Below are 25828 nucleotides of genomic sequence, written 5' to 3' on the forward strand. Positions count from 1 at the left end.
CCTTCGGACCCCACAAGGGGAGAAGGAAGAGCCCCTACAGCGGCATCTCCGAGGTCTGCTTGATGATCTGGCTGGGCACGTCCGTCTTGACGTTCTGGACACCCTTGATGCGGCTCAGATGCTCCGACTGGAAGCGGCGGTAGTCGTCGATGCCGGCCGCCACGATCCGCACCAGGGCGTCGCAGTCGCCCATCATCAGATAGCACTCCATCACTTCGGGGAATTTCGCCACCTCGGCGGCGAAATGCTCGATCGTGTCCTCGTCCTGCTGCTTCAGCCAGATGCGGGTGAAGAAGGTCTGGCCGCGGCCGATCTTGGCCGGGTTGAGCACCGCGACGTAGCGGTCGATGACGCCCGCCTCTTCGAGCAGTTTCACGCGCCGCAGGCAGGGCGACGGCGAGAGACCGACTTGCCTGGCAAGATCGTTGTTTGCCATGCGCCCGTCGCGCTGCAGGGCGCGCAGGATGCGTCTGTCGATCTCATCGAGCTTCATGGTTCCAGATTCCAATTCTTCAGGTGAACGCGCTATCCAATGCCGAATTTTGGCAGGAATGGCGCATTTTCGCAACCCGATTGCCGCGCGTTTCGGCTATGGTCCGGGACCGCAACAACCCCACAACCGAACGGGAGAACGGGTGGCCGCAAGGCCAGCCGAAAGCAAAGCCATGAGCGTTTCCGAGATCGCCCTGGCCGAGGGCAAGGCCGCCAACAGGCGCGGCGCCGAGTTCCGGCGCGGGCTCGCTGCCGCGACGCCTGTGCTGCTCGGCGTCGTCCCCTATGCCCTGGTGCTCGGCGCGCAGGCCGCGCAGAGGGGCCTCAGCGTGCTCGAGGTGCCGCTGATGACCGGGCTCAATTTTGCCGGCGGCTCCGAATTCGCCGCGATCCAGCTCTGGACCTCGCCGCCGCATGTCCTGCTGATCGCCGCCATCACGCTTTTGGTCAACAGCCGGCATTTCCTGATGGGGGCAGCGCTTGCGCCTTTCATCAGGCACCTGCCGAAGCGCCAGGTTTTTCCGGCGCTGTTCCTGATGTGCGACGAGAGCTGGGCGGTGGGCCTTGCGGATGCGCAGCGCCGTGCCACGGCCGGCGCGCGGCCGGCCTTCAGCCTGCCCTTCTATCTCGGCGCCGGCTTGTCTGTCTACCTCGCCTGGGTGGCCTTCACGACTTGCGGCGCGGCGCTCGGGCCTGTGCTTGGCGACGTCGAGACATATGGTTTCGCGATGGCCTTCCCGGCCGTCTTCCTGGTGCTGCTGAGAGGCATGTGGAAAGGCTTTGCCGCGGCGCGGCCCTGGCTGGTCAGCCTCGTGGTGGCGGCGCTCACCTATCTCATTGTGCCCGGCGCCTGGTATGTGGCGGCCGGCGCGCTGTCCGGCCTGGTGGCCGCGTGGTTCCTGGCAGGTGAAACATGATCGACCCGATGACCGTGCTTGCCATCCTGGCGATGGCCGGCGTGACGTATCTCACCCGTATCGGCGGCTATGTTGTGCTCAGGAACCGCGCGCTCAGCCCGCGCGCCACGGCGGTGATGGAAGCCGCGCCCGGCTGCGTGCTAATCGCGGTGATCGCGCCGGATTTCGTCTCGGGGAATCCGGCCGACCTCGCGGCTTTAGCCATCACCCTGCTTGCCGCGACGCGGCTGTCGATGCTGCCGACAGTTGTGATCGGGGTGGCCTCGGCGGGCGTGTTGCGGTGGCTGATCGGATAACCGGCCTCAGAGGCTGTAGAGCCCGAGCTCGTCCGGCTGGTCGCCTTCCCCGCTTGCGTGCCGCTTCAACGCGGCATCCAGCCTGTCGCTTTCGCCGCCTTGCGGGCGGACGATCGCGTTGACGAGCGTATCCAGCGAAACGCCAAGCTGATCCAGGCCAAGCTGCCTTTCGATCTTGGCGACCGCCGCCGGAGATTGCCGTTTCAACGCCTCGACGGCGCTCTTGATCGCCGAACCGTAGGAAGACACGGACTCGTAGTCGGTCTGATCGACGGCGAACTCCTTGCCCGCCTGCTGCATCAGCCGAACCTTCGTCGCCGTGATGTTGAGGCCGTCGAGGCTGAACGTGGATGCCGAGATCGCGGGCTGCATGACCGGCGAAGCCGCCGGGCCGGAGACGCTGTCGATGCTCGCGGTGGGTCTGGCCGTTGGCGGCAGGCGCTGCGGCAGCAGGATCACAAGCGCGGTGCTGAGCGTCGAGGACATTGCCGGGTCTCGCACGCGCCCGTCCGTCATGGACCGGACGCCGGACAGTCAAGCCAAGACCTCATGTCCCGAGCGAAGCGTTTCACAGGAAATAACCCGGTTGTCCTAAGAGTTCTATAGAACGATGGTTCACCTTTTAACGATGAACCGCGCTATCTCCGGTTTGGCTCAATGCCGAACCTCAGTCGTCGCCGCCACCGCCACCGCCACCCTCGCCGCCGCCGTCATGGCTGCCGCTGTCGCCGCCACTTTCGCCGCCGCCCTGGTTATGATCGCCCTGATCATCGCCTGCGTCGTCACCCTGGTCGCCTTGGTGCGAGCCGGCGTCGACGCCATCATCGTCCCCCTGTTCATTTTCAGCGGTAGCCTGATCATCTTCCTGGCTGCCCGTGGCACTCTGCTCTTGATCGTCCTGCACCGGTGCGGTCACCTGATCGTCCTGCACGGGCGCCGCGCCGTGATCGGAGCCTGCGAGCGACGGTTGCGCCGCCAGAATGCCAAGCAGCGAGACTGAAGCCGCCAGCAGCAAGGGAAAAGCCTTCATAATATCTCCTTCCGGCCCGCGAGCCTCCATTGTCCATGGCTGATCATCCGCCCGGCCGCATTACGGCGCGCTTAAACAGGTGATTCGAATTTTAGCCATCGCTTATTTACATCTGCCGCCTGGCAGGCAAAGTCAATCTGCCCGTCGCCCGCGCCACGATCGCCTCCAGCGGTTCGGGCCGGTGCAGGAAATAACCCTGGCCATAGGCGACGCCCATGCCCATGAGGATCTCCAGCGCGTTTTTCTCCTCGACCTTTTCGGCCACCACGGCGGCGCCCATCGAGCGGGCGATGCCGGCGATCGCCGAAACGATCTCGCGGTCGAAGCGGCTTTCGGCGATGTGCTCGACGAAGGAACCGTCGATCTTGATGGCGTCGATGGGGAAGCGCCTGAGATATTCGAACGAGCTCATCCCGGCGCCGAAATCGTCGAGGCTGACGCGACAATGGCGGAGCCTCGCCTTGCGCACGAACTCGGCCGCCGCGTCGAAATTGGTGACGGCGGCGGTCTCGGTGATCTCGAAGCCGATGGCCGACGGCGGCGCGCCGCTCTCGGCGATGGCCTCGTCAACGAAAGCCCAGAGCTGCGGGTCGGAAAGCGTCTGCGCCGACAGGTTGAAGTCGAGCGCGATGGCGCCCGCGCGCATCACCTCGCCGTGGCGCGTCAGCGCGGTGCGGATGATCCAGCGGTCGAGCCGCGCGGCAAGGCCGAAGCGTTCGGCCACCGGCATGAAGTCGCCGGGCGGGATCAACGTGCCGGTGCGGGCCTCGAGCCTGGCCAGCACCTCGACATGGCGGCTGTCCTCCCATGGCAGGCCGAGCCGATGGATCTCCTGGCCGAACAGCTTCAACCGGCCATCCTCCATCGCGTCGACAAGGTCGGCGGCCAGCCGCGCGGCGTTGAGCCCGCCGGCGCCGGACGTCGTGTCGGGCGAGAATACGGCGAAACGGTCGCGGCCGCCGGCCTTGGCGGCGTAGCAGGCATCGTCGGCGCAGGCGAGTGCATCGGCCACGCTCATGTTGCGGTCGCGCACGAAGGCGATGCCGATGCTGGCGGCAAGCCTGCGCGAGGTGACCGCCGAGCCGAGATCGGCATCGCGCACCGCGGCGAGCACGCCGCGGGCGATGCGCTCGGCGCAAGCGTCATTGCAGTTCGGCACCATCAGCGCGAATTCATCGCCGCCGAGGCGCGCCGCACGCGCCGACGCGGGCAGGCTGGCGAGGATGCCCGCCGCGACGCTCTTAAGCGCCAGGTCGCCGGCGGCATGACCGGCATAGTCGTTGAGCGCCTTGAAGTAGTCGAGGTCGACGTAAAACACCGCCAGCGGCAGGCGCTCGACCATGGCGATGTTCTCAGCGAGCAGCCGGTCGAAGGCGGAACGGTTGAGCAGGCCGGTCAGGGCGTCGTGGCGCGCGGCGAAGGCAAGTCCCTCGGCGCGCATCTTCTCCTCGGTGATGTCGCGCACGGTGCCCAAGATCTGCCCGGCCGAGCCGACGCCGGCAACGAAACGCACCAGCGACTCGACATGGCGGATCTGGCCGTCACGCAGGACGATGCGGTATTGCGAGGCGACTACACTGTTCGAGCCGGGCTCGATCTGGTGGGCTCGCTCGGTGGCGTCCTTGTCATCGGGATGAAGATAGGTGTGCCACAGGTCTGCCATCACCTCATCCGTGTCGGCAACCAGGCCGAATGTCTCGCGGGTGCGCGCATCCCAGTAGCTTTTCCTGGTGCCGATATCGTGATGCCAGATGCCGGTGCCGCTGGCGGCAAGCGCGAGACGGAAGCGGACGTTGACCTGCTCGAGCGCCGCCTCGGCTTCTTTCTGGCGGGTGATGTCGGTCTGCACGCCCATCAGCCGAAGCGGCTTGCCGTCGGCGTCGCGCTCGACAATGCCGCCACGGTCGAGAACCCAGACCCAGTGGCCATCCTTGTGGCGCAGGCGCAGCTCGGTCTCGATGGAATCGACAAGGCCCGCAATATGCCGGTCGCCGCTTTCCTGCGCGCGCTGACGGTCGTCGGGATGGGTAAGCTTCAGCCAGAGATCGGACGTGTTGGCGAGCTCGTCCGGCTCATAGCCCAGCATCTTCGACCAGGTCGGCGAATAGTAGCAGTCGCCGGTCGACAGATTCCAGTCCCAAAGGCCCAGATAAGCGCGATCAAGCGCCTGCGCCCAGAACTTGCCGTTGCGTTTGTTGTCGTCCGCCATACTTTGTTCGTGCCACCCGGTTCTGGCAGTGTTGCATGAAAGCAGAGAAGAAAGAGTTACCGGGGGTGGGCTAGCTGATCTCCCCGCTTGTGGGGGTCGAGGGGCGGTCCGCGCAGCGGATTGGCTTTCCGAGCGACGAAAGCCGGCAGACCTCTCAGGCAGTCTGCAGGAAGACCTCTTCGGGCGCCATCCCGACCAGCTCGGCAAAGCGGCCATGGTCGGTCGCTCCCTCCGAGTTGATGACGAGCACGCGCGAACGCTTGTCGAGGCCGAGCGCAGCGCGCATGCGCCTGTCGCCCGCGGCGCGGACCAGCCCGGCGAGGCCTGCCCCGCCGCTCTCGCCGGAGATAATGGCCGGGTCGTTGCCGAGCGGCCCCGCCAGCCGCTTCATCACCGCGACCGCATCCTCTTCGTCCACCGTCATGAAGGCATCGCCGACGCGCGCCAGCACGCGCCAGGCTACGAGCGACGGCTCGGCGCATTCGAGCATCGTCATCACTGTCGGCTCCTGATTGGCGATCGTTGCCGGACGGCCGGCCTCAGCCGAAGCGTAGACGCAGGCCGAGCGCTCCGGCTCCACCACCACGGCCTTCGGCCGCCTGGAGCCGAGCATGACCGCCATATGGCCGGCGATTGCCGCCGCGAAGCCGCCGACGCCGGCCTGCAGGAAGACATGCGTTGGCGGCTCGGGCAGACGCCGCAGCGTCTCGCGCACGATCACCGTATAGCCCTGCATGACCAGGCCGGGGACGCGCTCATAGCCGAGCCAGGAGGTGTTGGAGACGATCTTCCAGCCGCGCTCGGCGCCGACGCGCGCGACCTCGCGCACCGCATGGTCATAGCCGCCCTCGACCTGAACGATCTCGGCGCCGAAGCGGGCGATGGCCGCGACCCGCTCGCGGCTTACGCCGGCATGGACGAAGATCACCGAACGCGCGCCGACAAGGCTGGCGCCCTGCGCGACCGAGCGGCCATGGTTGCCGTCGGTGGCGCAGACGAAGATCATGCCGGAGGCGATCTGGCGCACCCGGGCGTCGTTTATCTCGCCGATATCGACGTCTCGCCCGAGCCACTTGCCGGCCTCCTCCAGCACCAGACGCATCACGGCATAGGCACCGCCCAGCGCCTTGAAGGAGCCAAGGCCAAGACGCTGGCCCTCGTCCTTGACATGAAGCGCGGCGATGCCGAGCTCGCCGGCCAGCGCCGGCAAGGCGTGCAGCGGTGTTTCGGCATCGCTTTGGCGCACCTTAAGGTAACGCTCGGCCCGCTCTCCTCCCGCCATGCCGAGCGACTCGGCATCGGCGGCAACCAACGGCTGGTTGTGTTCTGGGCGTTGGTTGAGAAGCAGCATGCTAGTCTTCCTGCGAGGCACTGAATTCTGTCGGCGGACGCGATTCGGGCGCGATTCTGGACGCTTTCATTGGCTAAGTGATTGAAGTTTGTTTCGATTGGATGTCGCCGGATGTTCGTTTCGGAGGGCTCGACACCGCCAACTTGACTATTTTTGGGGTTATTTGGCCTAGCGGCGCGACGATGTCGCGCGTGGAGGTAATCGTATCTGGCAGCGCTGTCGTCGCTGGTCGCGGTCGGAGATGGAGCCGCTGACAGCAGCGGCGCTGGGAGCCTGGCGTAACGGTCACGGAAGTGTCGCAGGCAGCTGGCGTGCATTCGAGCAACTGTTTCGCTGGCGCAAAGAGCCCCTTGCGTCGGCTTCTTGGCAGCGCGGTGTGGCAGATGTCTAAGCAGTGCGTTCTGACATCGCCGGAATGTTAGAGCGGCGGCCTCATGGCAGAGGCTCGCCGCTCGTCAACTTTCTTCGTGGCCAGCTTACTGCACCGTCACAGACGGAATGGCACCGGATTTCATGACCGTCGGCGGTGTCCACTTGCCCGTCAGAGCATCCGGCTTGGGCGCGTAGAGACGCATTGTCAGAGTGAATGGCCCCTCAGGAGCAGGCAACCAGTTCGCTTCTTTGTCGGTGCCAGGGCTGCCATTCTGGAAATAGAGATCAAGCGATCCGTCCGCGTTATATCGGAATGGCATCCAGCTGCTGACGGCAAACCGGTTCAAGGCGTTGGCGACCTGGAAGCCCTGATTGTCATAGAGCGTGATCGACCAGAAGGCAGCGGCCGGCGGCAGTCCACCTTTTTCGAAATGGACGGTGTAGGCGTTCTTGCCATCCAGCGGCTGACCGGCTTCGTCGCCGAGGTTAAGCGGATAGATGGCATCCTCGGGCAAATTGGCGCCGAGACCCTCTCTCGCGATAATGGCGCGCTTCAGGTAGTAATTGCCGTAAACCCCCATCGTGTCGGTGTTCATCGACCAGCCATTTGCAACGCGCGCAAGCGTGTTGATCTTCCAAGCCATCAGCGCTTGGGCATCCTGCGGTGCGGTCTGGAGGCCCTTCTGGATTGCCGCATCCGCTGTCGACAGATCGAAGCTCTTGCCCGGCTCGAACCCTATGCGCTTCAGCCGAGCCAGGATCGGCTGGTCGGTCAGGTGCGACGGGTGCAGCTTCAGCAACTCGGCGGCGTATGCAAAATACTTGTCGGCGGGCGTGGTGTCGACCTGGGTCTTGGGCGGCGTCTTCATGTCGATCGACGGATCGATCTTGACCTCGGCCGGTTTGGTGTCCTTGCCCCACTCCGATAGCAATGTGATTTTGTAGCCATTCTGGACCTTGTGAACGGCATCGTAGTCCGATGGTCCATCGGTCTTGGTTCGACCGATGATCCAGACATATGGCGTTGGAGCATCGATCCTTTGGGTTCCCGCGGGCAGCTTGAATTCATCGAACTTATCGCGAAGATCGGACCGCCAGCCCGGGGGCGCAATCAGGAAATTCCCCGCCGCCGTTCCCGTCGTGCGCCAGCCCGGGGAGGCAAAGACATCGGACCACATATCGAGCATCGGCAGCAGATAAAAGCGGCCCTGGGTATCTGGAGCCGACACCACCACCGGCTCCTTCGTCACGTCGAGCCAGGCGCTCGAGTACAGGGTGTCAAAGTTCGGACGAACAACCACCTTCATGTCTGCTGGTGGAAATGCGGAAATGTTGGCGAAGCGGTTCGGAGGGCCGCCGATTGAGCCCGGGCTGCCCTCGAGGTTGGTCAGCTGCTTCCGAGTGATGTCCATTGTGATCAGCGGATAGAAATAGAGGTACGCATCCACGCCGATAGCGTGGGCCTCTTCCTCAGAAATAGCGTCGCCAGCGTTGGCTGCGCTCAGGGGAACCGCCGCAATGGCGGCTGAAATGAGAAAGCTGCGAAGAATATTGGTAGAATTCACGACAGTCTCCTATGAACTTACCCAGGCGTCCTTGTACCTCCCCGATCCGAGGGACTAACCCGTCGCTCAGAAGGTCGCGCCCATATATTCACATACGCTAATGTACTGCGGGCCGGATTGATCTGCGTCAAGGGCGCGGATCGACCTCTCAATGACAGTCGATCCGCTCGCTTGGCTCGCCGCAGGCTGATCGCAACCCTCACAGGACGGTTACAACGCTTCCGGGCTTTTGTGGCGACGGATAGGGTGAAGGGGAGGCTGGAGGTTGCCGGTGGGGTAAGGGTGCAGCCGAAAGCCGATAGTTCACCACGGCAACCGCTTGCCATCGCGAAAGAAGCCGCCGGTCGGGCCGTCGTCGGGCAAGGTCGCGGCCCAGACGATGCCGGCAGCGCCTTGCGCCACCGGGCGTCCGCCCGGTCCGCCCATGTCGGTCGCGACCCAGCCTGGGCAGATCGAATTGACGAGCACGCCCGCCCCGCGCAACTCGGCCGAGAGGATGCGGGTCAGGGCGTTGAGCGTCGCCTTGCTGGTCGAATAGGCCGGCGCGCCGGAACCCATCGAGGCGAGCGAGCCGCCTTCCGACGAAACGTTGACCAGCCGGCCATGGCCGGAAACGCTGAGCAGCGGCGCAAAGGCGGCGGCGACGCGCCAGGCGCCGAAGACATTGGTCTCGAAGGCCTCGCGGATCACTGTCCAGTCGGGCTTCAGCGCCCGCGCCGACGGGTCGTAATGGATCGCGGCGTTGTTCACCAAAACGTCGAGCTGGCCGAAGCGGCGCTCGACCTCCGCCACGGCGTGGGCGGCGGCATCATGGGCGGCGACATCGAGAGCGATGGCTTCGACCTTGCCGCCGATCTTCCTGGCTGCCGCCTCGCCCTTGGCGACGTCACGCACGCCGATGAGCACGGTGAAGCCGAGTTCGGCCAGTTGCCTCGCCGTTTCCAGGCCGATGCCACGGTTGCCGCCGGTGACCAGGGCCACCTTGCCGGAATTCTTGGTGTTGGTCATTGCTGCTGTTCCTTCAATTTCCTCTTACCGACAGCCAAGATGGCATCGATCACGCCGACCGATTAGAGCGCCGAATTGGCACTCATTGCGCAATGTTGCTCATGAATGGGCGCGGTCTTTGTTTCAGGGCAATTCCGGACGGAAACCCGCTAAGCACTTTTCCTGGAATTTTGCTCTAGGGCCGAATGGTCCCAACTCGGGTGGAGGACCTTACTGGCCGGACCGACAGCAGATTGGCGGGCGTTTGGGATGACCTGGCGGTACGCTCAATCGAAACCGATCCAGATGTAGCCATCCTCCTCGCGGCACGAAAAGAGGTGCAGCGGAGCCCGGTTCTTTGAAATATCGCCGAGAATCTCCATGCCGGCCGAAGTCCCGTCCTCATTGAGCGCCTCGCACCACCTTACGATTTCGCCTGTATCCAGATCGAATCCGCTGTGATGCCAGCGACACACCAGCGTGCCGTCCTCGCCGAAAGTGCTCGTCCGTCCTGCGTGGCCGTTGGCCCGCGAGCCAGTCTCGAAGAATGGCAACTTCAAATGCGGGCAGGCATTGTTAAAGGCATAGACGCGCCCGCCCCTGCGCAAGATCACGGCATAGAGCGCCTGGAACTCGATGACTTTGTGGTCGCCATCCTTCAGTTCGCTCGTGGCAACCGTCCGATGCCAGGTCTTGCCGCCCAGCTGCATAGTCTCCCGCGCGCCTTTTTCGTTCAGCCGGCGCTCGGCTTCAACCTTCAGCTTCTTTATCTCGTACAGCGTAATTCGGTCGGAGGTACCGCGCAGACGCACTCGAATGAAATCGGATATTTCAACCTCACCCTTGACCTGTTCATAGAGCGTCTCGGTAATCAGGAGGCGGGTTCCGGCCTCCTTGTTGGCTGCTTCGACGCGGCTCGCCACATTGACCGCATCGCCGATAGCCGTCAGGCGCTCGTTGCCGGGCGATCCGACCGAGCCGATCACCGCTTCGCCCAGATGCAAGCCGACGCGAATATCGAAGTCGATGCCGTACATGGAGGCAAAAAAGGGCTTCAGCCGATCGACCGTGGCAAGAGTCTGCAGGGCGGCATTGACCGCGCGCACCGGTGCATCGTCCTGGCCCTGCACGCCGAATATCGCCATAAGCCCGTCGCCGACGAACTTGTCGATGTAGCCGTCGTTGAGCTCGATGACTTCAGCGACCTGAGTGAAATACCGATTGAGCAGATACATGACGTCGTAGGGCGTCAACGTTTCGGAGAAATGGGTGAACCCGGCGACGTCGCTGAAGAAAATGACGACCGACTTCAGCTCGCCCGCACTGGTGGACCTGTGCGGCAGCAACTGACTGGTCATTCGCAGGTCGGTCTCGTCGAGTACGAGCCTGCGGAAGGTGATGTCGGAGTCAGGTCTGAGCTGGCATGCCAGGCGTACGTTGTTGCCAAGCCCCAACCGCTCCACGAGCGCGCGCTCCGGCGCGGTGCGCTCCGGGCAGCGGTCCACGCCGTCGAGAATCCAAATCCGGCAGGTCGAGCACTTGGCCTTGCCGCCGCAAGCGCAGGCGATCGGGACATCTGCCCGGCGAGCTGCTTCAAGGACAGATTCCCCGAGCGCCGATTTGATCGATATGTCGTCGGGCAATGACAGCAACGTAGGCATCGGAACTGATTTTCCAGTACGAAGTGGCGCCAGACGCTGGTGTTAACAACAGGTCTGTCAGCCGGACACCGTTTTGGCCTCGTTCCGGCGACATTAGCCCAGCAGCGGCTCGGACGCCATCGTCGAGTCCGATAGTCCGCCTGGGTGGGTCGAAAGGCGCGTTTCGCGTCGGGTTCTGACCATCAGGCAGCCCCCGTTCCACGGGTGGGGAAATGACGGACACAATCCAGAAACAAGATTCAACAATCCGGAAAAACTCGCGAAAAGACCCGCTGTCATAAACGGCACCGCAGCAGCCGAACGATTGTGGCGCGCGACAAGAGATATCGATCGAAACCCAAGGAGTTGCCGATTATGAAAAAGACCCTTCTTTCCGCACTCGGCCTTGCCGTCGCGCTCGCTTTCGCGGTGCCGGCGCTGGGCACCACCGAAGCCAACGCCGCCGCGACGACCACCGCCACCACGACGACCACGACCACTGCTCCGGCCGCCGCCACCGAAGCTGCGAAGCCGGCAGTGACCGCCGCCAAGCCGGCCAGCAATGGCCCGCACAAGAAGCATCACCGCAAGCATTACCGTCACCACGCCCGCAAGCATCATCACGTCAAGAAGCACGCGAAGCATCATGCCAAGAGGCATCACGTCAAGAAGCACCATGTGCGCAAGCACCATGCGAAGAAGCATGCTGCGAAGAAGGCCGCGTAAGGCCAGAGGCGTTTCGACTTTCATGGCCGGATGATCCCGGACCGCTTGCAAAGGGTTCAGGATCATCGCTTCCCGAAAACGCCGCCCTCCCTTCCGGGCGGCGTTTTTGATTGCCTTAGGGAGGCATGATCTTCTCCGAAAACCGGCAACCACTTTTCGGGATCATGCCTTACTTCTTCTGCGGATGGATGGTGTCGCCGCGCTTCAGCATGGCCACCAGATCGGCGATCTTCTTCTTGCGCCCGGCCTCCGTCTTCATGTTGTGGGTGCGGAAGGCGAGCGCGAAACGGTTCTGCGCCGAGAGCTTCTCCAGCATCGCTTTCGCCTTCGGCTCGGCATCGATCGCGGCCTGCAGGTCGGGCGGAATGGTCATCTCCCTCGATCCGCTATAGGCGCGGTCCCAGCGGCCGTCGGCCTTGGCAGCCTCGACCTCGCGCAGGCCGTGCTCGGTCATGCGGCCCGCCTCGACCAGGCGCGCGACATTGTCGATGTTGATCTTGCTCCAGATGCTCTTCCTGCCGCGCGGCGTGTAGCGCTGCAGGAAGCTCTTGTCGTCGAGCGACTTGCGCACTGCGTCGATCCAGCCGAAGCAGAGCACGACGTCGATCGCCTCCTTCGGCGTGATCGATGCAAGCCCCGAGCCGACCTTGTGGATCTTGATCCAGACCTCACTTTCAGAGGCGTGGTTGTCGGCCAGCCAGGCATAAAAACTGTCGGCATCGGGGAATTCCCGAACCTTGTCAGGATCGACCTTGATCGGGGCCATTGTTGTTCCTCCTTGCGCGGCGCCGGAGCTGCTGATCTCCCCCCTCGTGGGGGAGATTGGCTGTACCATCATCGGGCCTTCCGATAACACTATCGGTTTCTTCCGTTTCCGCTTCGCGGGCTGGCCTGCCACATGACCGTCCATGCAAAGGAAAGGCATGGACATGGAAAAGATCCTGATCGTCGGCGGCAGTTCGGGCATGGGGCTGGCGCTCGCCAGGCGCTGCCTCGAGGAAGGCGCGCACGTCATTATCGCCGGGCGCGGCGAAGCGAAGCTGAACGCGGCGCGGGATGGGCTCGGCCGGCCGGGAAAGCTCGAAACGGCGGTGGTCGACATCAGCCGCGAGGATGAGGTCGCGGCGCTGTTCGCGCGCATCGGGCGGCTCGATCATATCGTCAGCACCGCCGCCGCGATCGAAGGCGCCTACCGGCTGTTGCCGGAAATCGAGCTGGAAGCCGCACAGCGAGTGGTGGAGAGCAAATTCTACGGGCCGCTGCTGCTTGCCAAGCACGGCGCGCCGAAGCTGCCGCCGACCGGCTCGCTCACCTTCGTCTCCGGCATCGCGGCCTATCGGCCGGCGGCGCGCGGCTCGGTGGTCGCCGCCGTCAATGCAGCACTGGAGGGGCTGGTGCGAGCCTTGGCGGTCGAGCTGGCGCCGATCCGCGTCAACGCCGTCTCGCCCGGCTGGGTCGACACGCCGATCTGGGAGTTCGTCGCCGGTGAGAAGAAGGACGAGACGCTTGCCGCCATGGCGAAGCGCCTGCCGGCCGGACGCGTCGGCAAGCCGGAAGACATCGCCGACGCCATCCGCTTCCTGATTGGCAACGGCTTCACGACGGGAGAGACGCTGCATGTCGAGGGCGGGCACCGGCTGGTGTGACCGGCGCAAAGCCCTCCCCTGCAGCGGTGAGAAGCGCCCTCAGCGCCGGCGGCTGGACGCGGCGGCGCCGCCACGCCATCACGACATTGACCGATCGGGTCGGACCGGGCCAGGCGAGCTCGGCCACCTCTGCGCGCTCGATCGCGGCGGCGACCGCCAGCCGCGGCACGAGGCCAAAGCCGGCGCCGGCCGCCACCAGCCCGGCAATCGCGTCGATGCTGCCGGCTTCGGCGGCCAGCCTTGGCTTGCCAAGCCCCGCTTCGCCGAACGCCTTGTCGACCATGGCGCGGTAGACGCAGCCGGCCTCCGTGGCGACGAAGTGCTTCTCGGCCAGCGCCGCCAGGTCGACATCCGTCCGGTTGTCGCCGGGCGGCGCGATCAGCGCCAGCGGCTCGACCGCCACCACGCGTCTGGCAAGGCGCTGGTCGGCTGCGCCGGAATCGAACTCAGGCGGCCGCTCGAAAAAGAAGGCGACGTCGATCTCACCCTCACCCAGCCGGCGCAGCAAGTCGCCGCTGCCGGCGATCCTGAGCTTGATGTCGATGCCGGCATGGGCGGCACGGAAACCGGCGAGCCATGGAGCCAGTCTTGCAGCGGCGATCGTCTCCAACGCGCCGATCGACAGGCTGCCCGCCGTCGCTGCCCCGGTGGTATCGACGGCGGCGCGCGCGTCATCGGCTAACGCCAGCAAATCCTCGGCATAGGGTTTCAGCGCCTCGCCCGCCGGCGTGAGGGCGAGCCCCTGCCGGGAGCGGGTGAAGAGGCTGCCGCCAAGCTCGGTTTCCAGCGCCTGGATCTGGTCGCTGACGCTCGACTGGGCGAGATTGACCTCCTGCGCGGCGCGCGTGACGTTGCCGGTGCGCGCGACCGCCAGAAAGGTCTTCAGCAGCCTTGGATGCATCCGGCGCTACTGCAGCTGCGGCTTCTTCAGGAACGAATTGCGGTCGGCTGATTTCACCCGCAGCCACGTCTCGCGGCCGTCACGTACGACGCGCAGCGGGATTTCCGAGCCGGCCGGGTTCTGCCAGAGCTTCCTGTAGAAATCGGCAAGGCCGTCGACCTCGCCGTCGCGCACGTCGGAGATGATGTCGCCCTGGCGCAGGCCCGCCTTGGCTGCCGGGCCGCCTTCGGCGACGCTCATCACCACCACCATGCCGTTCGACTCGGCCGAGAAGGCGCCGAGCCACGGACGCGGCGCCTTCGCCGCCTGGCCGCGCTTGATGAGATCATCGAGGATCGGCGTCAGAAGATCGATGGGCACCACCATGTTGATGTCAGCCACCTCGCCGGCGCGGCTCATCTGCAGGCGCAGCGAGCCGATGCCGAGCAGCTTGCCGTCGCGGTCGAACAGCGCCGCCCCGCCCCAGGACGGATGCGCGGGCGCGATGAAGATCGCCTCGTCGATCAGATATTCCCAATAGCCGGCGAATTCCTGCTTGGTGACGATGTGGGCGTCGACCTGCTGGCCGATGCCGTCGGCAAGCGTCACCGCGTCGCCGATATTGGCCTTCCTGGCATCGCCGAACTGGACAGCCGGAAGGTTGAGCGGCGACAGCGCTTGCACGAGGCCGAAACCGGTCTCCTGGTCGTAGGCCAGCGCATGCGCGGCGACCACGCGGCCATCCTGGTCGGTCAGCCACACTTCCTCGGCCTCGGTGATGAGGTAGCCTATCGTAAGCACAAGGCCATTGTCGCGGATCACCACGCCGCTGCCCTCGCGGCGCGTGCCCAGCGCGTTGGCGGTGAAAGCGTCGTCCGGAACCGTGGCGCGCACGGCAACGACGGAGCGCGAAATTTTCTCGACGGTCATCGATCCATCCTGCGTTGCGGGTTTTGTTCTATAAGTATGGCCGAAGGGCCGTGGTGCAAGGTCTTCCCTTCTCCCCTTGTGGGAGAAGGTGGATCGGCGCGCAGCGCCGAGACGGATGAGGGGTGTTCCAGCGAAGTGAGACGCTGGCTTTCCCTGGAGCACCCCTCATCCGTCGCCTTCGGCGACACCTTCTCCCACAAGGGGAGAAGGGCAAGGCACTGGCACAAGCGCTAGTTCAACGAAGGTTGAACTTTTTTCTTTGACGCGCGCGCAACCGCACCTAAGTCTATCGGCATCGTGGCAGATTTCCCGCCCTTGACGAAACGCTCCGCCCTGCGCGAAACACAAGGCCTCCGACATGGACCAATATATCCCGCCGAAAGTCTGGACCTGGAACAAGCCCAATGGCGGCCAGTTCGCTTCGATCAACCGGCCGATCGCCGGCCCGACGCATGAGAAGGAGCTGCCGGTCGGCAAGCACCCGTTGCAGCTCTACTCGCTGGCCACGCCCAACGGCCAGAAAGTGACGATCATGCTGGAGGAGCTTCTGGCGCTGGGCCACACGGGCGCGGAATACGATGCCTGGCTGATCAAGATCGGCGACGGCGACCAGTTCGGCAGCGGCTTCGTCCAGGTCAATCCAAATTCGAAGATCCCCGCGCTCATGGACCACAGCGAGCCGAAACCGGTGCGTGTGTTCGAGTCCGGCTCGATCCTCACCTATCTCGCGGAAAAATTCGGCGAATTCCTGCCCACCGAGCGCGCGGCGCGCGCGGAAACCTTCTCCTGGCTGTTCTGGCAGATGGGTTCGGCGCCCTATCTCGGCGGCGGCTTCGGCCATTTCTATGCCTATGCGCCGCAAAAGATCGAATATGCCATCGACCGCTTCGCCATGGAGACCAAGCGGCAGATGGACGTGCTCGACCGCCGGCTGGCGGAGAGCGAATATCTGGCAGGCCCCGACTACACGATCGCCGACATGGCGGTGTGGCCATGGTATGGCGGGCTAGCCAAGGGCCGCAGCTACAACGATGCCGCGCAGTTCCTGTCGGTGCATGAATACAAGAACGTGCAGCGCTGGGCCGACGCGATCGACGCCAGGCCGGCCGTGACGCGCGGCCGCATGGTCAACCGCATGTCCGGCGATCCGGCCTTCCAGCTGCGCGAGCGCCACGACGCCAGCGACTTCGAGACGAAGACGCAGGACAAGCTCGAAGCGGCGGAGTGAGGATAATCTCCCCCCTTGAGGGGGAGATGCCCGGCAGGGCAGAGGGGGTCATGGCGCGTAGAGCGCCGACGCCCTCGAAGCACAGAAAAGTCGGCGCCTCACGCGCGGTGACCCCCTCTGTCGCCTTTGGCGACATCTCCCCCTCAAGGGGGGAGATCAGCTACCTTCCATAGGTATACGTCACCGTCGCCTCGCCCAGCGCGGAACTCTTCGCCGCCACCGAGACCATATCAGGCAAGGGATTGTCCGGTATGCGCAGCGTCTTGTCGCCAAGCGCGTAGAGCGTGAAGACATAGTGATGCTGTCCGCTGCCGGGCGGCGGGCATGGGCCGAAATAGCCGGCGCGGCCGACGCCGCCCTTGCCCAGCACCGAGCCCTTGGGCATGTGCTTGCCGCCCTCGGCCCCGGCGCCCTCACCCAGGCCCTTGGCGCTGGCCGGGATGTTCCAGGCCAGCCAATGCCAGAAACCCTTGCCGCCATTGGCGTCGGTGTCGAACATGGTCAGCGCATAGCTCTTGGTGCCGGCCGGCGGATCCTTCCAGGCGAGCGCGATCGAGACGCTCTTGCCGCCGCAGCCGGCCTTGTCGCCGAGATATTTCGCATTCCATTTGCCGTCGGAGACCGACGGGCTGGAGATCTCGAAGGCCGCCGCATGGCCGGCGAAGGCGACAAGGGCAAGCGTGGTCAAGCCGAAACGCAAGGTCATCTGATCCTCCCTGAACACTATGGAGCGTTTCACCGTTTCACGGAAAAGGCGAACCGCTCTATCCCTTTGTTTTGACGCAATTCCGGACGGAAAACCGCTCACACTTTTCCTGGAATTGCTCTAAAGCGCGTCGCGATCCTTCGGATTCGCTCCATGCGCTTTAGGTCTTTGATTTTACGCATGTCTTTATCCCGAAACCGGTTCCCACTTTCGGGAGACATGCTCTAGCGTAGCGGAAAAGCGGCCCGAAAAAGGGCAAGCCGGCGCGCTGACCGCCGGGACAACGAAAAAAGCCCCGCCGGTGGAGGCCGTCGGGGCTCTTTCGTACGGACCATGGAGGTGGGACCCCAGGGCCGGATCGATCCAGGGGGTGTTGGATCGGCCGCGACCCTAGCCGAGGAATGGGCCGCGCGGACAATCACGCCTGCGCACTACCAATCACGCCTGCGCGAGGCGGCGGTGATGGAAGGCCTAACCCCGCAGCAGCTTCGCCAGCCGCGGCACGCCTTCGTTCACCGCGCGGTCGTCGGCAAGGGTGAACGACATGCGAAGCGTGTTGCGGCCGGTGCCGTCGGCGTAGAAGGCATTGCCGGGCACGAAGGCGACGCGCGCCTCCTTGACCGAACGCGCCAGAAGCTCGGTGGCGTCGGCGCCTTCCGGCAGGGTCAGCCAGACGAACATGCCGCCTTCCGGGCGGCTCCAGGCAATGCCGTCGGGCATGTTGGCCTCGAGCGCGCCGAGCAGCGCGTCGCGCCGCTTGCGGTAAGCGCCGATCAGCTTTTCCACCTGGGCGTCGAAGATGGTGTCGGCGACGCGGTGCATGACCATCTGGTTGATCGAGGGGCTGTGCAGGTCGGAGGCCTGCTTCATCAGCACCAGCTTCTCCACGACATGGCGTGGCGCGCAGACCCAGCCCACGCGCATGCCGGGCGACAGGATCTTCGAGAAGGACCCGCAATAAAGCGTGCGGGCATGATCGATGCCGCCGGAGCGGGCGCAGTCGAGCGCCAGGATCGGCGGCACGCCCACGCCGTCATAGCGGAGCGCGCGATAGGCGGCGTCCTCAATGACAGCGATGTCGAGCTCGCCGGCGAGGTCGAGCACCGTCTCGCGCTGCTTGACGTCCAGCGTGTTGCCGGTCGGGTTGGCGAAATCCGGCACCAGATAGGCGAACTTCACCTTGCCGCCCCCTTTTGAAAAAGTGCTGGGCACCGCCGCGGCGGCGCGGTAGGCCTCGGGCGTCATGTTGCCGCCTGCGGTGTTCAGCCGGTCATAGCGCGGCTCGTAGGCGTTGAAGGCCTGCAGCGCGCCGAGATAGGTCGGCCAGGTGACCAGGGCCGTGTCGCCCGGCGACAGGAACAGCTTGCCGAGATAGTCGAGCGCCTGCTGCGAGCCGGAGGTGATGAAGATGTTGCCCTCGTCGCATTGAACGCCGAGCCTGCCCATATAGGCGGCCAGCCATTTGCGCAGCGGCAGATAGCCCTCGCTGACCTGGTATTGCAGCGCGGTCCCTGCCTCCTTGCCACCCAGCACCGCCTGGTAGGCGTCGCCGATGGCCTGCGCGGGAAACAGCGACGGATCCGGTATGCCCCCGGCGAAGGAGATGATGTCGGGCTGGTCGAGCAGCTTCAGCAACTCGCGGATTTCCGAGGCTTTCATGCGCGACGAGCGCGAGGCCAGAAGGTTCAACAGGGTCAAGGCGCACCTCCCGAAGTGCTTATTTAGGTCAGCTTGGTTGACCTATTATCAGGCCACATCGCCCACGTGAATACACAAAACGGTCATGGCGCATCGTCGAGGCGACATTTGGCCCACGGACTTTCCGCAAATGCTAATGGAAAATTCGGTCATCGGCTTCCGGCGGATGGCGGATGGCTGATTGCCGTCATATTAGAAAAGGCGCATATTACGCCAAGCCGGAGCCTTGCTGCGGTTGAGCCGTCGCCGGCCGTGTTGCCCAGGTGGTCCACAGACCAGTCAAATGTAAGGAGAAACAGGCACGTCCGTGCTGCCCTCGTCGTTGGGTGGCCGAGGCAGTGATATTTGGAGGAGGATCCCATGAAGGTTACCATACTCGCGACTTACGAACCCCATGCCGCCAAGGGGCTGATGCAAGGATCGAACCGGGAAGCTGCAATCGCGGCGCTGTTTGAAAGCGTGGGCGGCAGGATGAGCAGCCTGATGTTCACGCGCGGCCTCTATGACGTCATCGTCAATGGCGAGGTGCCGGACCAGATCGCCGGAATGGGGATGACGCTTGCCGTGCGTGCGAGCGGCTCGGTGAGCGATCTCGTCGTTCTGGAAGAGCTCGACATGAAGGCGGTGATCGCGGCCGCCAACAAGGCCGCCGGCGCCTACAAGCCGGCCGGCTGATGTCGCATCGAACGGAGGAGCCATGACCGCCTATAACGTAGTCCGCTTTCGGACCAAGCCGGGCAAGGAGAAGGCCTTCGTCGAAGCACACGAAAAGGTCTCGCTGAACGCCAAGGGCTTTCGCAAGGGCGCCCTGATCAAGACCGGCGAGCGCACCTTCTGCATGGTCGGCGAATGGAACGACATGGACAGCCTCGCCGCGGCGCGCCCGATTATGATCGGCATTCTCGACACGTTCCGCGATATGCTCGAAGACCTGGGCGGCGATCTCGGCGTGACGGATCCGGTGTCCGGCACGGTCGTTGCGGAGATATAGGCTGAAGGCGCTGTCCTGGCGCTGGCCGGACCGCCTTGTGCGGCCAGCCGGCGCCGTCGACAACAAGCGCCGCGAGAAGCCGGCCGCGCGGCTGTGGCGTCTTTACGTGCGCCTCAGAACGGCAACCGAATCTCGTCGTCCTGCGCGGCCTGCGGCCAGCCGATATCCTTGCGGATCTCCGGCGGCAGCTCGTTCAGCTCGCGCATCGTGCGGCGGCGCTTGCTGGCCTGCGCGAAGGCGGCACGGATCCGGTTGAGACTTTTGAACATGGACAGCTCCCATAAATCGGCGGCGCAAAACCGGCGCCGCCTCTTCACCCGGCGCCGCTTTTGCGATGCGTCTGTAACCGGTGGATTGCGCGCGAACGGTGAAAGGCTTCACGAAGCCGGAGCGGCTTGAAACATATGTGTGCAAACTGATTTAAGGGGGTTGGCATGCCGGCTTACGTGCTGGTCACGAGCCACATGGCCTGCAATGCCAAGCGCTTGGGCCTATTGCCTGATGTGCTAATTCATGCCCCTGAGGGGTCGCGCTTCACTCCGGCGCCTGCGAATCCGAACCGCTTGGCCTCGCGGCTTGCTCGGAAATCCGGCCTTTGCGGACCAGTGTCGGCTTCGAATATTCTTTCTTCATGGCAAAGTCCCCAACCTTTTGCGGAAGGTTGCGGCCCCGGGATATCGGCTATCAAGCGGACGGTTGGCCCCAAGCCGCCACGCGCTTTCCTGGACCTGCCTTAGAATTTGTAGTTGATCTTGCCGACAACGACATTTTGCGTGTCACGGTTGTCGACGAAGAAGCCTGGCTGCCGGTCACTTTCACCGGACTTGGAGCCGAAGTCGTAATAGTTCCACTCGACGCCGGCGGTCCAATGATCGGTCAAGGCGTATTCGACGCCCAGACCCGCGGTCCAGCCGACACGCGAGGCACCGCCGAACGATTGTGGAAACAAGTCGACCTCGGCAAATTTATACTTGGTGAAGGCAACGCCGGCATCACCATAGACCAGGAAGCGGTCCACGGCATATCCGAGCCGGCCGCGCACGGAGCCAAGGTAATCCTGCTTGGTCTGGCAGGTCGAGCCTGTGACATCTGAACATTGGTCGTCGCCCTTCACGGTCGAGCCCGAGAAGTCGCCCTCAATGCCAATCACGTATTGGTCGATCTGCCAGTTATAGCCGATCTGGCCGCCGAAAATGCCGCCGGAGCCGTTGGTGTTGAACGTCGGGAAACTATCACCCGACCAGCGGCTGTCATTCCAGCCGCCGCCTGCCTGGCCGCCGATATAGAAGCCGGTCCAGGAAAAAGGCATGGCCGCGACTGGCTGAACAAGATCCGCCGCAAGAACTGGAGACGAGGCTGCCAGGAAAGCAACCGAACAAAGCAGGGTTAGCTTCATGAATATCTCCGCGTCGATCGACCGATTGTCGATACCACAATGCGGTTTACGTTGGGTAATCAAAAGCTTCAGCAGAGGACTTTTTGATAGCGCAAGTTGTAGCGCGGCAACAAATAAGCGCCGGCTAATTTAACCAAATTTTGCGCTCGCCTTTCACCTCGGGCCACTTCCCTGCCCGCGCGACAGACGCCTTCGGCACCGCAACCACCGCTTCCGGGACATGCTCGACCCTCAGCGCGACAAAATCCGCCTTGGCACCTACCGCGATGCCGTAGCTCTCGGTTCACGATGCAATCCATAAAGGCGAGCGTCAGTCGTCGCCGGTCGAGCGGACGAAGTCAATGCGGGATTGGATAGAAAGTGTTTCGCCCTTGCCTTCTCCCGTTGTGGAAGAAGCCAAGTACAACGCCTGTTATATACCGCTTTCGCGTAAGTTTCAGCGAGCGGCAAATGTGTCATGGTGAAGTCTGCGGTATGAGGCCGCCGTGGTCGACGCGGACGCCCAAGCACATCCCCAACAATGCGCCCCCAACGGACGCGTCGACCATGAACAGAAATGCCGACGGCGACCTTGCCCAGGGTCGCCGTTTTACTTTTGCGCTCCGGCGTATTCGGTGACCAGCCCCTCATATTCCTCGAAGGCAGGCAGCGCTTCGTAGCTGTGCACGGCCGGTGTCGTCGCCCAGGGCAGTTTCTCAGCCGTCCAGGTCTCGATGAAGGGCGCGAACCAGGCATGGTCGTCGAGCATGGTCGGCCGCAGATTGACGAACCAGTCCATCCCTTCGGGCTGCGTGAACATCCAGGTCATGCAGTAGCCGCAGAAATAGTGTTTCGAGGCGCCATGCAGTCCGCCGATCACCGGCTCGCCCTTCGTCACCTCGAAACCCTCCGACGGGATCGCCGCGCTCAGCGAATAGGCGCTGGACGACATAAGCTGGCAGCCGGTGCAGTGGCAGGCCATGGTGAGCAGCGGTTTTGCCGAGATCTTCAGGCGCACGCGGCCGCAGCGGCAACCTCCTTCGGCGGGAAGAGTGAGGGTGGGCAAGCTTGGCTCCTTGCGTTGGATCGTCTGATCGAGGCTTCACTGACAAATGCCGGCAGGACAGAGGGGGCGCGAAGGAACGCGGCCTTTCAGTTATTGCTCTCAACCAACTCCGCCGTCGTCGTCATCCGCGCGCCTTGCCCAGCGAAGGCTTCGTTGTGGCGGGCGATGATGTCGGGGGCTTTCTCCTCGAGCGAATCCAGCGTCGAATGCGCGTCGGAGACCACGGTGACGCCCAAGCCCTCGGCCAAGGCGCCCTTGACCGTTGCGGCGACGCAGAAATCGGTCTGGGCGCCGATGAGCACGACATCCTTCGCGCCCTGCCCCGCCACCCATTCGGCGAGCTCGGGATTGGAGAAGGCGTTGCCCACGCTCTTGCCGAAGGTCGGCTCGTCGGCCGCCTGGCCGAGCAGCGGCCAGACTGGCCAGCCGGAGGCGCCCGGCGCGAGCGGATCGCCTTCCGGCCCGTCATGGCGGATGAACGCCACCTTGCGGCCGGAGCGCCGCGCCCAGTCGATCAGCGCGCGCGAGCGCCCGGCGATGGCGTCGGCGTCATGGATCGGCGGGTCGAAACGACCGTCGAACATGCCGGTCTGCAGGTCGATGACGATGAGCGGCGCGGCGGCGGAGGGAGCGGTGTCTGGCATGGCGGCGAAGATAACGTAGGCGGGGGCTGGGTCAAGGACGAGGCAGGAGCCAGCAAGCAGCAACTTGCGCCAACCGGTATACAATTTTCAGTTGCATTGATAGATCGGCGCAACTAATGTGACCAAAAGATCGGGGGATGACAATGGATGAACAATACACCGTGTTCCTGATCGGAGGGGGCACGGGAGGTGACGAGCAGGCGGTGTTCACGCCGCAGAATGTGGGGACTCGGTGCAGGCTCACTTGCAGCTATCGCGACAAAGTCATCGTTGCCGAGGAAGATGATTATTTCGAAGCCCTATGCCAAATCCGCAAGCAGCTCGAAGTGGATGGAATACTGCCCTTTTGTTATGGCGCGAGCGCGAATGTTTTCCCTGAAGGCACCGTGACAGGGATGAGTCGTGGATTGGTGGTGTGCAAAGTGAAAACGGGGGAGCCTCCCAAGGAGAGCGACTTAGTCAATATATTTGACGAAGGTTACGATGTGACGCCCGTGTTCGTCTCCATGCAGCAGCAGTTTTGGGATTCGTGGCTCGCCTCCCTGCCCGGATCGCACGACCCGGAAATAGCGAACTCGACTGACGGTGCGGCCCGCTCCCTCTGGCAGTCTCTAACGCTTGGGTTTGCCAAAGTACTGAAATCGCTTTTTCCACGGTCAGGGAGGAGATAAGGAGCCTGGCTTTTACGACATCAGCGGCATCGGGCCCTTTAGCGCCTCAGCCAGCGCGTCGCGAAAGACCGCGATCGGCCGCGCCAGCCTGCCGGCCGGAGGGCGGTGGAGCAGCCAGCAGCGCACCTGCGGCTTGAAGCCGGGGCAGTCGACCACCTCGACCGCGTCGCGCCATTGGCTGCCCGATAGCGCGCCGGGCGTGACGACCCCGATGCCGTGGCCGCGAGCGACCAGCGACATTCTCAGGTCCGCGCCCTGCGCCTCGACGCCGACATGGAAAGGCAGCCGCGCCGCCTCGAAACGATGGCGGATGAAGGCGCGAAAGCCGCAGCCGGTTTCGTTGAGCACCCAGGGGTAGCGAGCGAGATCGTCGAGCTCGGCCGGCTTCGGCACGCCGAGGCTTGGCGAGGCCACCAGCAGCACCGCCTGCACGCCGAGATCGTCGCCGACGAGTTCGGGCGGCGGCGCGACGTCCTCGGCGAGGCAGACGGCCACCGCGTCGATCTCGCTGTGCAGCACCTGCTCCACAAGGCGCGGCGAGAGGCTCGAGGTGATCTTCAGCGTCAGCTGCGGGAATGCCGCGCGAAGACTGTCGAGCGGCTCGGACAGCGCGCTGGTCGAGAGATAGGGCATGATGCCGAGGCGAAACTCGCCACGCACCTCGCCCGCCGGCGAGACGCCCGCCTTCAGGTCTTCCAGCGAGCGCAGCACGCGGCGGCCATGCTCATAGGCCTCGCGACCGGATGCGGTGGGTTTGAGCGGCTTCGACTGGCGGTCGAGCAAGGGCGTCGCCAGCCGCTCCTCGAGATTCTGCACCCGACGCGTTACGCCGGGCTGGGTGAGGTTGAGCCTCGCCGAAGCACCGACGATCGAGCCGGTTTCGACGACGGCGACGAAGGCTTCAAGGTCATGGATGTTCATGCGCAACTCGCATAATCATTATCAGATCATTTCAATTGTAGCATTATGATCGCTACGAATAAACTCCTCGCGAAACATGCGGACAGCGAGGCCACCATGAACGGAACAGACAATGTGCGGATCGCCACGGCCGAGCTCGTCGAACGGCCGCGGCATACCGACGACAGCACCATCACCCGGTCCCAGACCCTGCTGTTCGCCACTTCGGTCGGCATCATCGTCACCAATCTGTTTGCGCCGCAGACGCTGGTCGGGCTGATCGGGCCGTCGCTCGGCGCCGCGGCATCGGCAAGCGGCTTGGTCTCGATGGCCACCCTGCTCGGCTATGCGGCCGGGCTGTTCTTCCTTGTGCCGCTGTCGGATCTGGTCGAGAACCGCGTGCTGGTGCTGCGCATGCTGTGCGCGGCCGTGCTCGCGGCAGCGGTCGCTTCGTTCGCGCCCTCCGCCGCCTCGCTGCTGGTTGTGCTGTTCATCCTGGGCGCCGCCTGTTCCTGCATCCAGGTGCTGGTGCCGGTGGCGGCCTCGATGGCGCCGCCTGGACAGGAAGGGCGCGTCATCGGCGACGTGATGAGCGGGCTGATGATCGGCATCCTGTTGTCGCGTCCGATCGCCAGCCTCATCGCCGACGCTTTCGGCTGGCGCGCCTTCTACGGCATCAGCGCCGCGGCGCTGGCGCTGCTTGCCATCCTGCTCGGCCTCACCCTGCCGAGACGGCGGCCGCTGGCGCAGGCGCGCTATGCGGGGCTCATCGCCTCGCTGGTCCGGCTTCTGCGCCAGGAGCCGGTGCTGCGCCGCCGTGCGTTCACCGCGAGCCTGGTGATGGCCGCCTTCAGCGTGTTCTGGACGGCGGTGGCGCTGCGCCTCGCCGCTCCGCCCTTCGACCTAGGCCAGAAAGGCATCGCGCTTTTCGCGCTGGTCGGCGCCGGGGGCGCGGCGGTGACGCCTGTCTTCGGCCGAGCCGGCGACCGCGGCTTCACGCGCTCCGCCACGATCCTCTGCCATCTCGTGCTGATCGCGGCGCTCGGGCTTGCGGCATGGGCGGGCGCGGCCAAGGCCGGCGGGGCGTGGCTGCCGCTCATCCTCATGGGCGTCAGCGCCGTGCTGCTCGACATCGGCGTCACCGGCGATCAGACGCTGGGCCGCCGCGCGGTGAATCTCCTGCAGCCCAAGGCGCGCGGCCGCATCAACGGGCTGTTCGTCGGCATCTTCTTCATCGGCGGCGCGATCGGCTCGCTGCTGGCCGGTCTTGCCTGGGCCTGGGGCGGCTGGACCGCGGTGTGCGCGGTTGGTGCGGTGTTCGGGGTGGCGGCGCTGGTGGTGGATTGGGTGGAGTAGCGCAATCTCCTCCTTCTCCCCTTGCGGGAGAAGCGCAACCATTAGCTTAGGCGGCGTGGCTTGCGGGTGGAGCTTTGCTCCACGGAGTGCCGCGTTCGACGACGGCGTTGGCGAAGATGAGGAGCTTTCTGACACAGGCGATGATGGCTTTC

27 protein-coding genes are annotated in these 25828 nt (G+C 64.3%); 9 read left to right on the forward strand and 18 right to left on the reverse strand.

Translation table 11 applies throughout. The features are described 5' to 3' along the window. Positions 1-34: 34 nt before the first annotated feature. Positions 35-493, reverse strand: coding sequence for an Lrp/AsnC family transcriptional regulator (locus EOA23_RS12745; RefSeq protein WP_126083271.1), 459 nt, complete (start codon positions 491-493; stop codon positions 35-37). A gap of 172 nt (positions 494-665) precedes the next feature. Between EOA23_RS12745 and EOA23_RS12750 the strand changes: the two genes are divergently transcribed. Beyond that, on the forward strand, positions 666-1409 hold the full coding sequence (locus tag EOA23_RS12750) for an AzlC family ABC transporter permease (RefSeq protein ID WP_127304406.1): 744 nt from the start codon (positions 666-668) through the stop codon (positions 1407-1409). After that, entirely contained in the window at positions 1406-1705 is a 300-nt protein-coding gene (locus EOA23_RS12755; protein WP_127304385.1) for an AzlD family protein, read from the forward strand. Before EOA23_RS12750 ends, EOA23_RS12755 begins: the two co-directional genes overlap by 4 nt. Before the next feature lie 6 nt (positions 1706-1711). On the opposite strand, the gene EOA23_RS12760 is transcribed toward EOA23_RS12755, so the two are convergent. The 7 genes from EOA23_RS12760 to EOA23_RS12790 all read right to left on the reverse strand — a co-directional run bounded on the left by EOA23_RS12760 (position 1712) and on the right by EOA23_RS12790 (position 10880). After that, positions 1712-2191, reverse strand: a complete 480-nt coding sequence (locus EOA23_RS12760; protein ID WP_127304386.1) for a hypothetical protein — start codon at positions 2189-2191, stop codon at positions 1712-1714. A 181-nt stretch (positions 2192-2372) separates the two neighbouring features. After that, the gene (locus EOA23_RS12765; RefSeq protein ID WP_127304387.1) at positions 2373-2735 is read right to left on the reverse strand and encodes a hypothetical protein; all 363 of its coding nucleotides are present in this window, start codon (positions 2733-2735) and stop codon (positions 2373-2375) included. A 106-nt stretch (positions 2736-2841) separates the two neighbouring features. Then, positions 2842-4944 (reverse strand): EAL domain-containing protein, encoded by a 2103-nt coding sequence (locus EOA23_RS12770; RefSeq protein ID WP_127304388.1) that lies wholly within the window; start codon positions 4942-4944, stop codon positions 2842-2844. Between the two features lie 154 nt (positions 4945-5098). Further along, the gene (locus EOA23_RS12775; protein WP_127304389.1) at positions 5099-6295 is read right to left on the reverse strand and encodes a diaminopropionate ammonia-lyase; all 1197 of its coding nucleotides are present in this window, start codon (positions 6293-6295) and stop codon (positions 5099-5101) included. Between the two features lie 476 nt (positions 6296-6771). After that, the gene (locus EOA23_RS12780) at positions 6772-8232 is read right to left on the reverse strand and encodes a DUF1254 domain-containing protein (protein ID WP_126061430.1); all 1461 of its coding nucleotides are present in this window, start codon (positions 8230-8232) and stop codon (positions 6772-6774) included. 303 nt (positions 8233-8535) lie between these two features. Then, positions 8536-9240, reverse strand: a complete 705-nt coding sequence (locus EOA23_RS12785; RefSeq protein ID WP_127304390.1) for an SDR family NAD(P)-dependent oxidoreductase — start codon at positions 9238-9240, stop codon at positions 8536-8538. Between the two features lie 266 nt (positions 9241-9506). Next, positions 9507-10880 (reverse strand): adenylate/guanylate cyclase domain-containing protein, encoded by a 1374-nt coding sequence (locus EOA23_RS12790; protein WP_127304391.1) that lies wholly within the window; start codon positions 10878-10880, stop codon positions 9507-9509. 354 nt (positions 10881-11234) lie between these two features. Between EOA23_RS12790 and EOA23_RS12795 the strand changes: the two genes are divergently transcribed. Continuing rightward, positions 11235-11585 (forward strand): hypothetical protein, encoded by a 351-nt coding sequence (locus EOA23_RS12795; protein ID WP_127304392.1) that lies wholly within the window; start codon positions 11235-11237, stop codon positions 11583-11585. A 169-nt stretch (positions 11586-11754) separates the two neighbouring features. On the opposite strand, the gene EOA23_RS12800 is transcribed toward EOA23_RS12795, so the two are convergent. Then, positions 11755-12351 carry a YdeI/OmpD-associated family protein gene (locus tag EOA23_RS12800; protein ID WP_127304393.1) on the reverse strand — a complete coding sequence of 199 codons (597 nt, stop codon included), beginning with the start codon at positions 12349-12351 and terminating at the stop codon, positions 11755-11757. 142 nt (positions 12352-12493) lie between these two features. On the opposite strand from EOA23_RS12800, the gene EOA23_RS12805 reads away from it, so the two are divergent. Continuing rightward, the gene (locus EOA23_RS12805; protein WP_127304394.1) at positions 12494-13231 is read left to right on the forward strand and encodes an SDR family oxidoreductase; all 738 of its coding nucleotides are present in this window, start codon (positions 12494-12496) and stop codon (positions 13229-13231) included. Here EOA23_RS12805 and EOA23_RS12810 read toward each other — a convergent pair. Then, positions 13182-14132 carry a LysR family transcriptional regulator gene (locus EOA23_RS12810; RefSeq protein WP_127304395.1) on the reverse strand — a complete coding sequence of 317 codons (951 nt, stop codon included), beginning with the start codon at positions 14130-14132 and terminating at the stop codon, positions 13182-13184. The genes EOA23_RS12805 and EOA23_RS12810 overlap by 50 nt on opposite strands. A gap of 6 nt (positions 14133-14138) precedes the next feature. Continuing rightward, entirely contained in the window at positions 14139-15041 is a 903-nt protein-coding gene (locus EOA23_RS12815; protein ID WP_126061437.1) for a S1C family serine protease, read from the reverse strand. Between the two features lie 358 nt (positions 15042-15399). On the opposite strand from EOA23_RS12815, the gene yghU reads away from it, so the two are divergent. Beyond that, the gene (gene yghU, locus EOA23_RS12825) at positions 15400-16269 is read left to right on the forward strand and encodes a glutathione-dependent disulfide-bond oxidoreductase (protein ID WP_042642843.1); all 870 of its coding nucleotides are present in this window, start codon (positions 15400-15402) and stop codon (positions 16267-16269) included. Between the two features lie 160 nt (positions 16270-16429). Here yghU and EOA23_RS12830 read toward each other — a convergent pair whose 3' ends face one another. Together EOA23_RS12830 and EOA23_RS12835 are read right to left on the reverse strand one after the other, a co-directional pair. Next, the gene (locus EOA23_RS12830; RefSeq protein WP_127304397.1) at positions 16430-16975 is read right to left on the reverse strand and encodes a YbhB/YbcL family Raf kinase inhibitor-like protein; all 546 of its coding nucleotides are present in this window, start codon (positions 16973-16975) and stop codon (positions 16430-16432) included. A 471-nt stretch (positions 16976-17446) separates the two neighbouring features. Continuing rightward, entirely contained in the window at positions 17447-18634 is a 1188-nt protein-coding gene (locus tag EOA23_RS12835; RefSeq protein ID WP_189341594.1) for a PLP-dependent aminotransferase family protein, read from the reverse strand. 399 nt (positions 18635-19033) lie between these two features. Between EOA23_RS12835 and EOA23_RS12840 the strand changes: the two genes are divergently transcribed. Both EOA23_RS12840 and EOA23_RS12845 read left to right on the forward strand, forming a co-directional pair. Then, positions 19034-19348, forward strand: coding sequence for a GYD domain-containing protein (locus tag EOA23_RS12840; RefSeq protein ID WP_127304399.1), 315 nt, complete (start codon positions 19034-19036; stop codon positions 19346-19348). 22 nt (positions 19349-19370) lie between these two features. Beyond that, positions 19371-19664 (forward strand): antibiotic biosynthesis monooxygenase, encoded by a 294-nt coding sequence (locus EOA23_RS12845; RefSeq protein ID WP_127304400.1) that lies wholly within the window; start codon positions 19371-19373, stop codon positions 19662-19664. A 113-nt stretch (positions 19665-19777) separates the two neighbouring features. Here the strand turns inward: EOA23_RS12845 and EOA23_RS12850 are convergent, their stop codons facing one another. The 4 genes from EOA23_RS12850 to EOA23_RS12865 form a co-directional block, all read right to left on the reverse strand. Continuing rightward, complete coding sequence (locus tag EOA23_RS12850) at positions 19778-19933, reverse strand: DUF1127 domain-containing protein (RefSeq protein ID WP_082056316.1); 156 nt, start codon at positions 19931-19933, stop codon at positions 19778-19780. Positions 19934-20397: 464 nt separating this feature from the next. Next, complete coding sequence (locus EOA23_RS12855) at positions 20398-21060, reverse strand: outer membrane protein (protein WP_127304401.1); 663 nt, start codon at positions 21058-21060, stop codon at positions 20398-20400. A 589-nt stretch (positions 21061-21649) separates the two neighbouring features. After that, positions 21650-22105, reverse strand: a complete 456-nt coding sequence (locus EOA23_RS12860) for a GFA family protein (protein WP_127304402.1) — start codon at positions 22103-22105, stop codon at positions 21650-21652. An 86-nt stretch (positions 22106-22191) separates the two neighbouring features. Then, positions 22192-22749: an isochorismatase family protein gene (locus tag EOA23_RS12865; protein WP_127304403.1), complete on the reverse strand. Its 558-nt coding sequence runs from the start codon at positions 22747-22749 to the stop codon at positions 22192-22194. A gap of 143 nt (positions 22750-22892) precedes the next feature. On the opposite strand from EOA23_RS12865, the gene EOA23_RS12870 reads away from it, so the two are divergent. Further along, entirely contained in the window at positions 22893-23420 is a 528-nt protein-coding gene (locus EOA23_RS12870; protein ID WP_245474149.1) for a hypothetical protein, read from the forward strand. A 12-nt stretch (positions 23421-23432) separates the two neighbouring features. Here the strand turns inward: EOA23_RS12870 and EOA23_RS12875 are convergent, their stop codons facing one another. After that, a complete protein-coding gene (locus tag EOA23_RS12875) occupies positions 23433-24341 on the reverse strand; it encodes a LysR family transcriptional regulator (RefSeq protein ID WP_127304404.1) in 909 nt (302 codons plus the stop codon). Between the two features lie 96 nt (positions 24342-24437). Here EOA23_RS12875 and EOA23_RS12880 point away from each other — a divergent pair, with 96 nt between their 5' ends. Beyond that, positions 24438-25676, forward strand: a complete 1239-nt coding sequence (locus EOA23_RS12880) for an MFS transporter (RefSeq protein ID WP_127304405.1) — start codon at positions 24438-24440, stop codon at positions 25674-25676. Positions 25677-25828 lie beyond the last annotated feature (152 nt).

This window comes from Mesorhizobium sp. M2A.F.Ca.ET.042.01.1.1 (assembly GCF_003997405.1).
Taxonomy (GTDB): Bacteria; Pseudomonadota; Alphaproteobacteria; order Rhizobiales; family Rhizobiaceae; genus Mesorhizobium.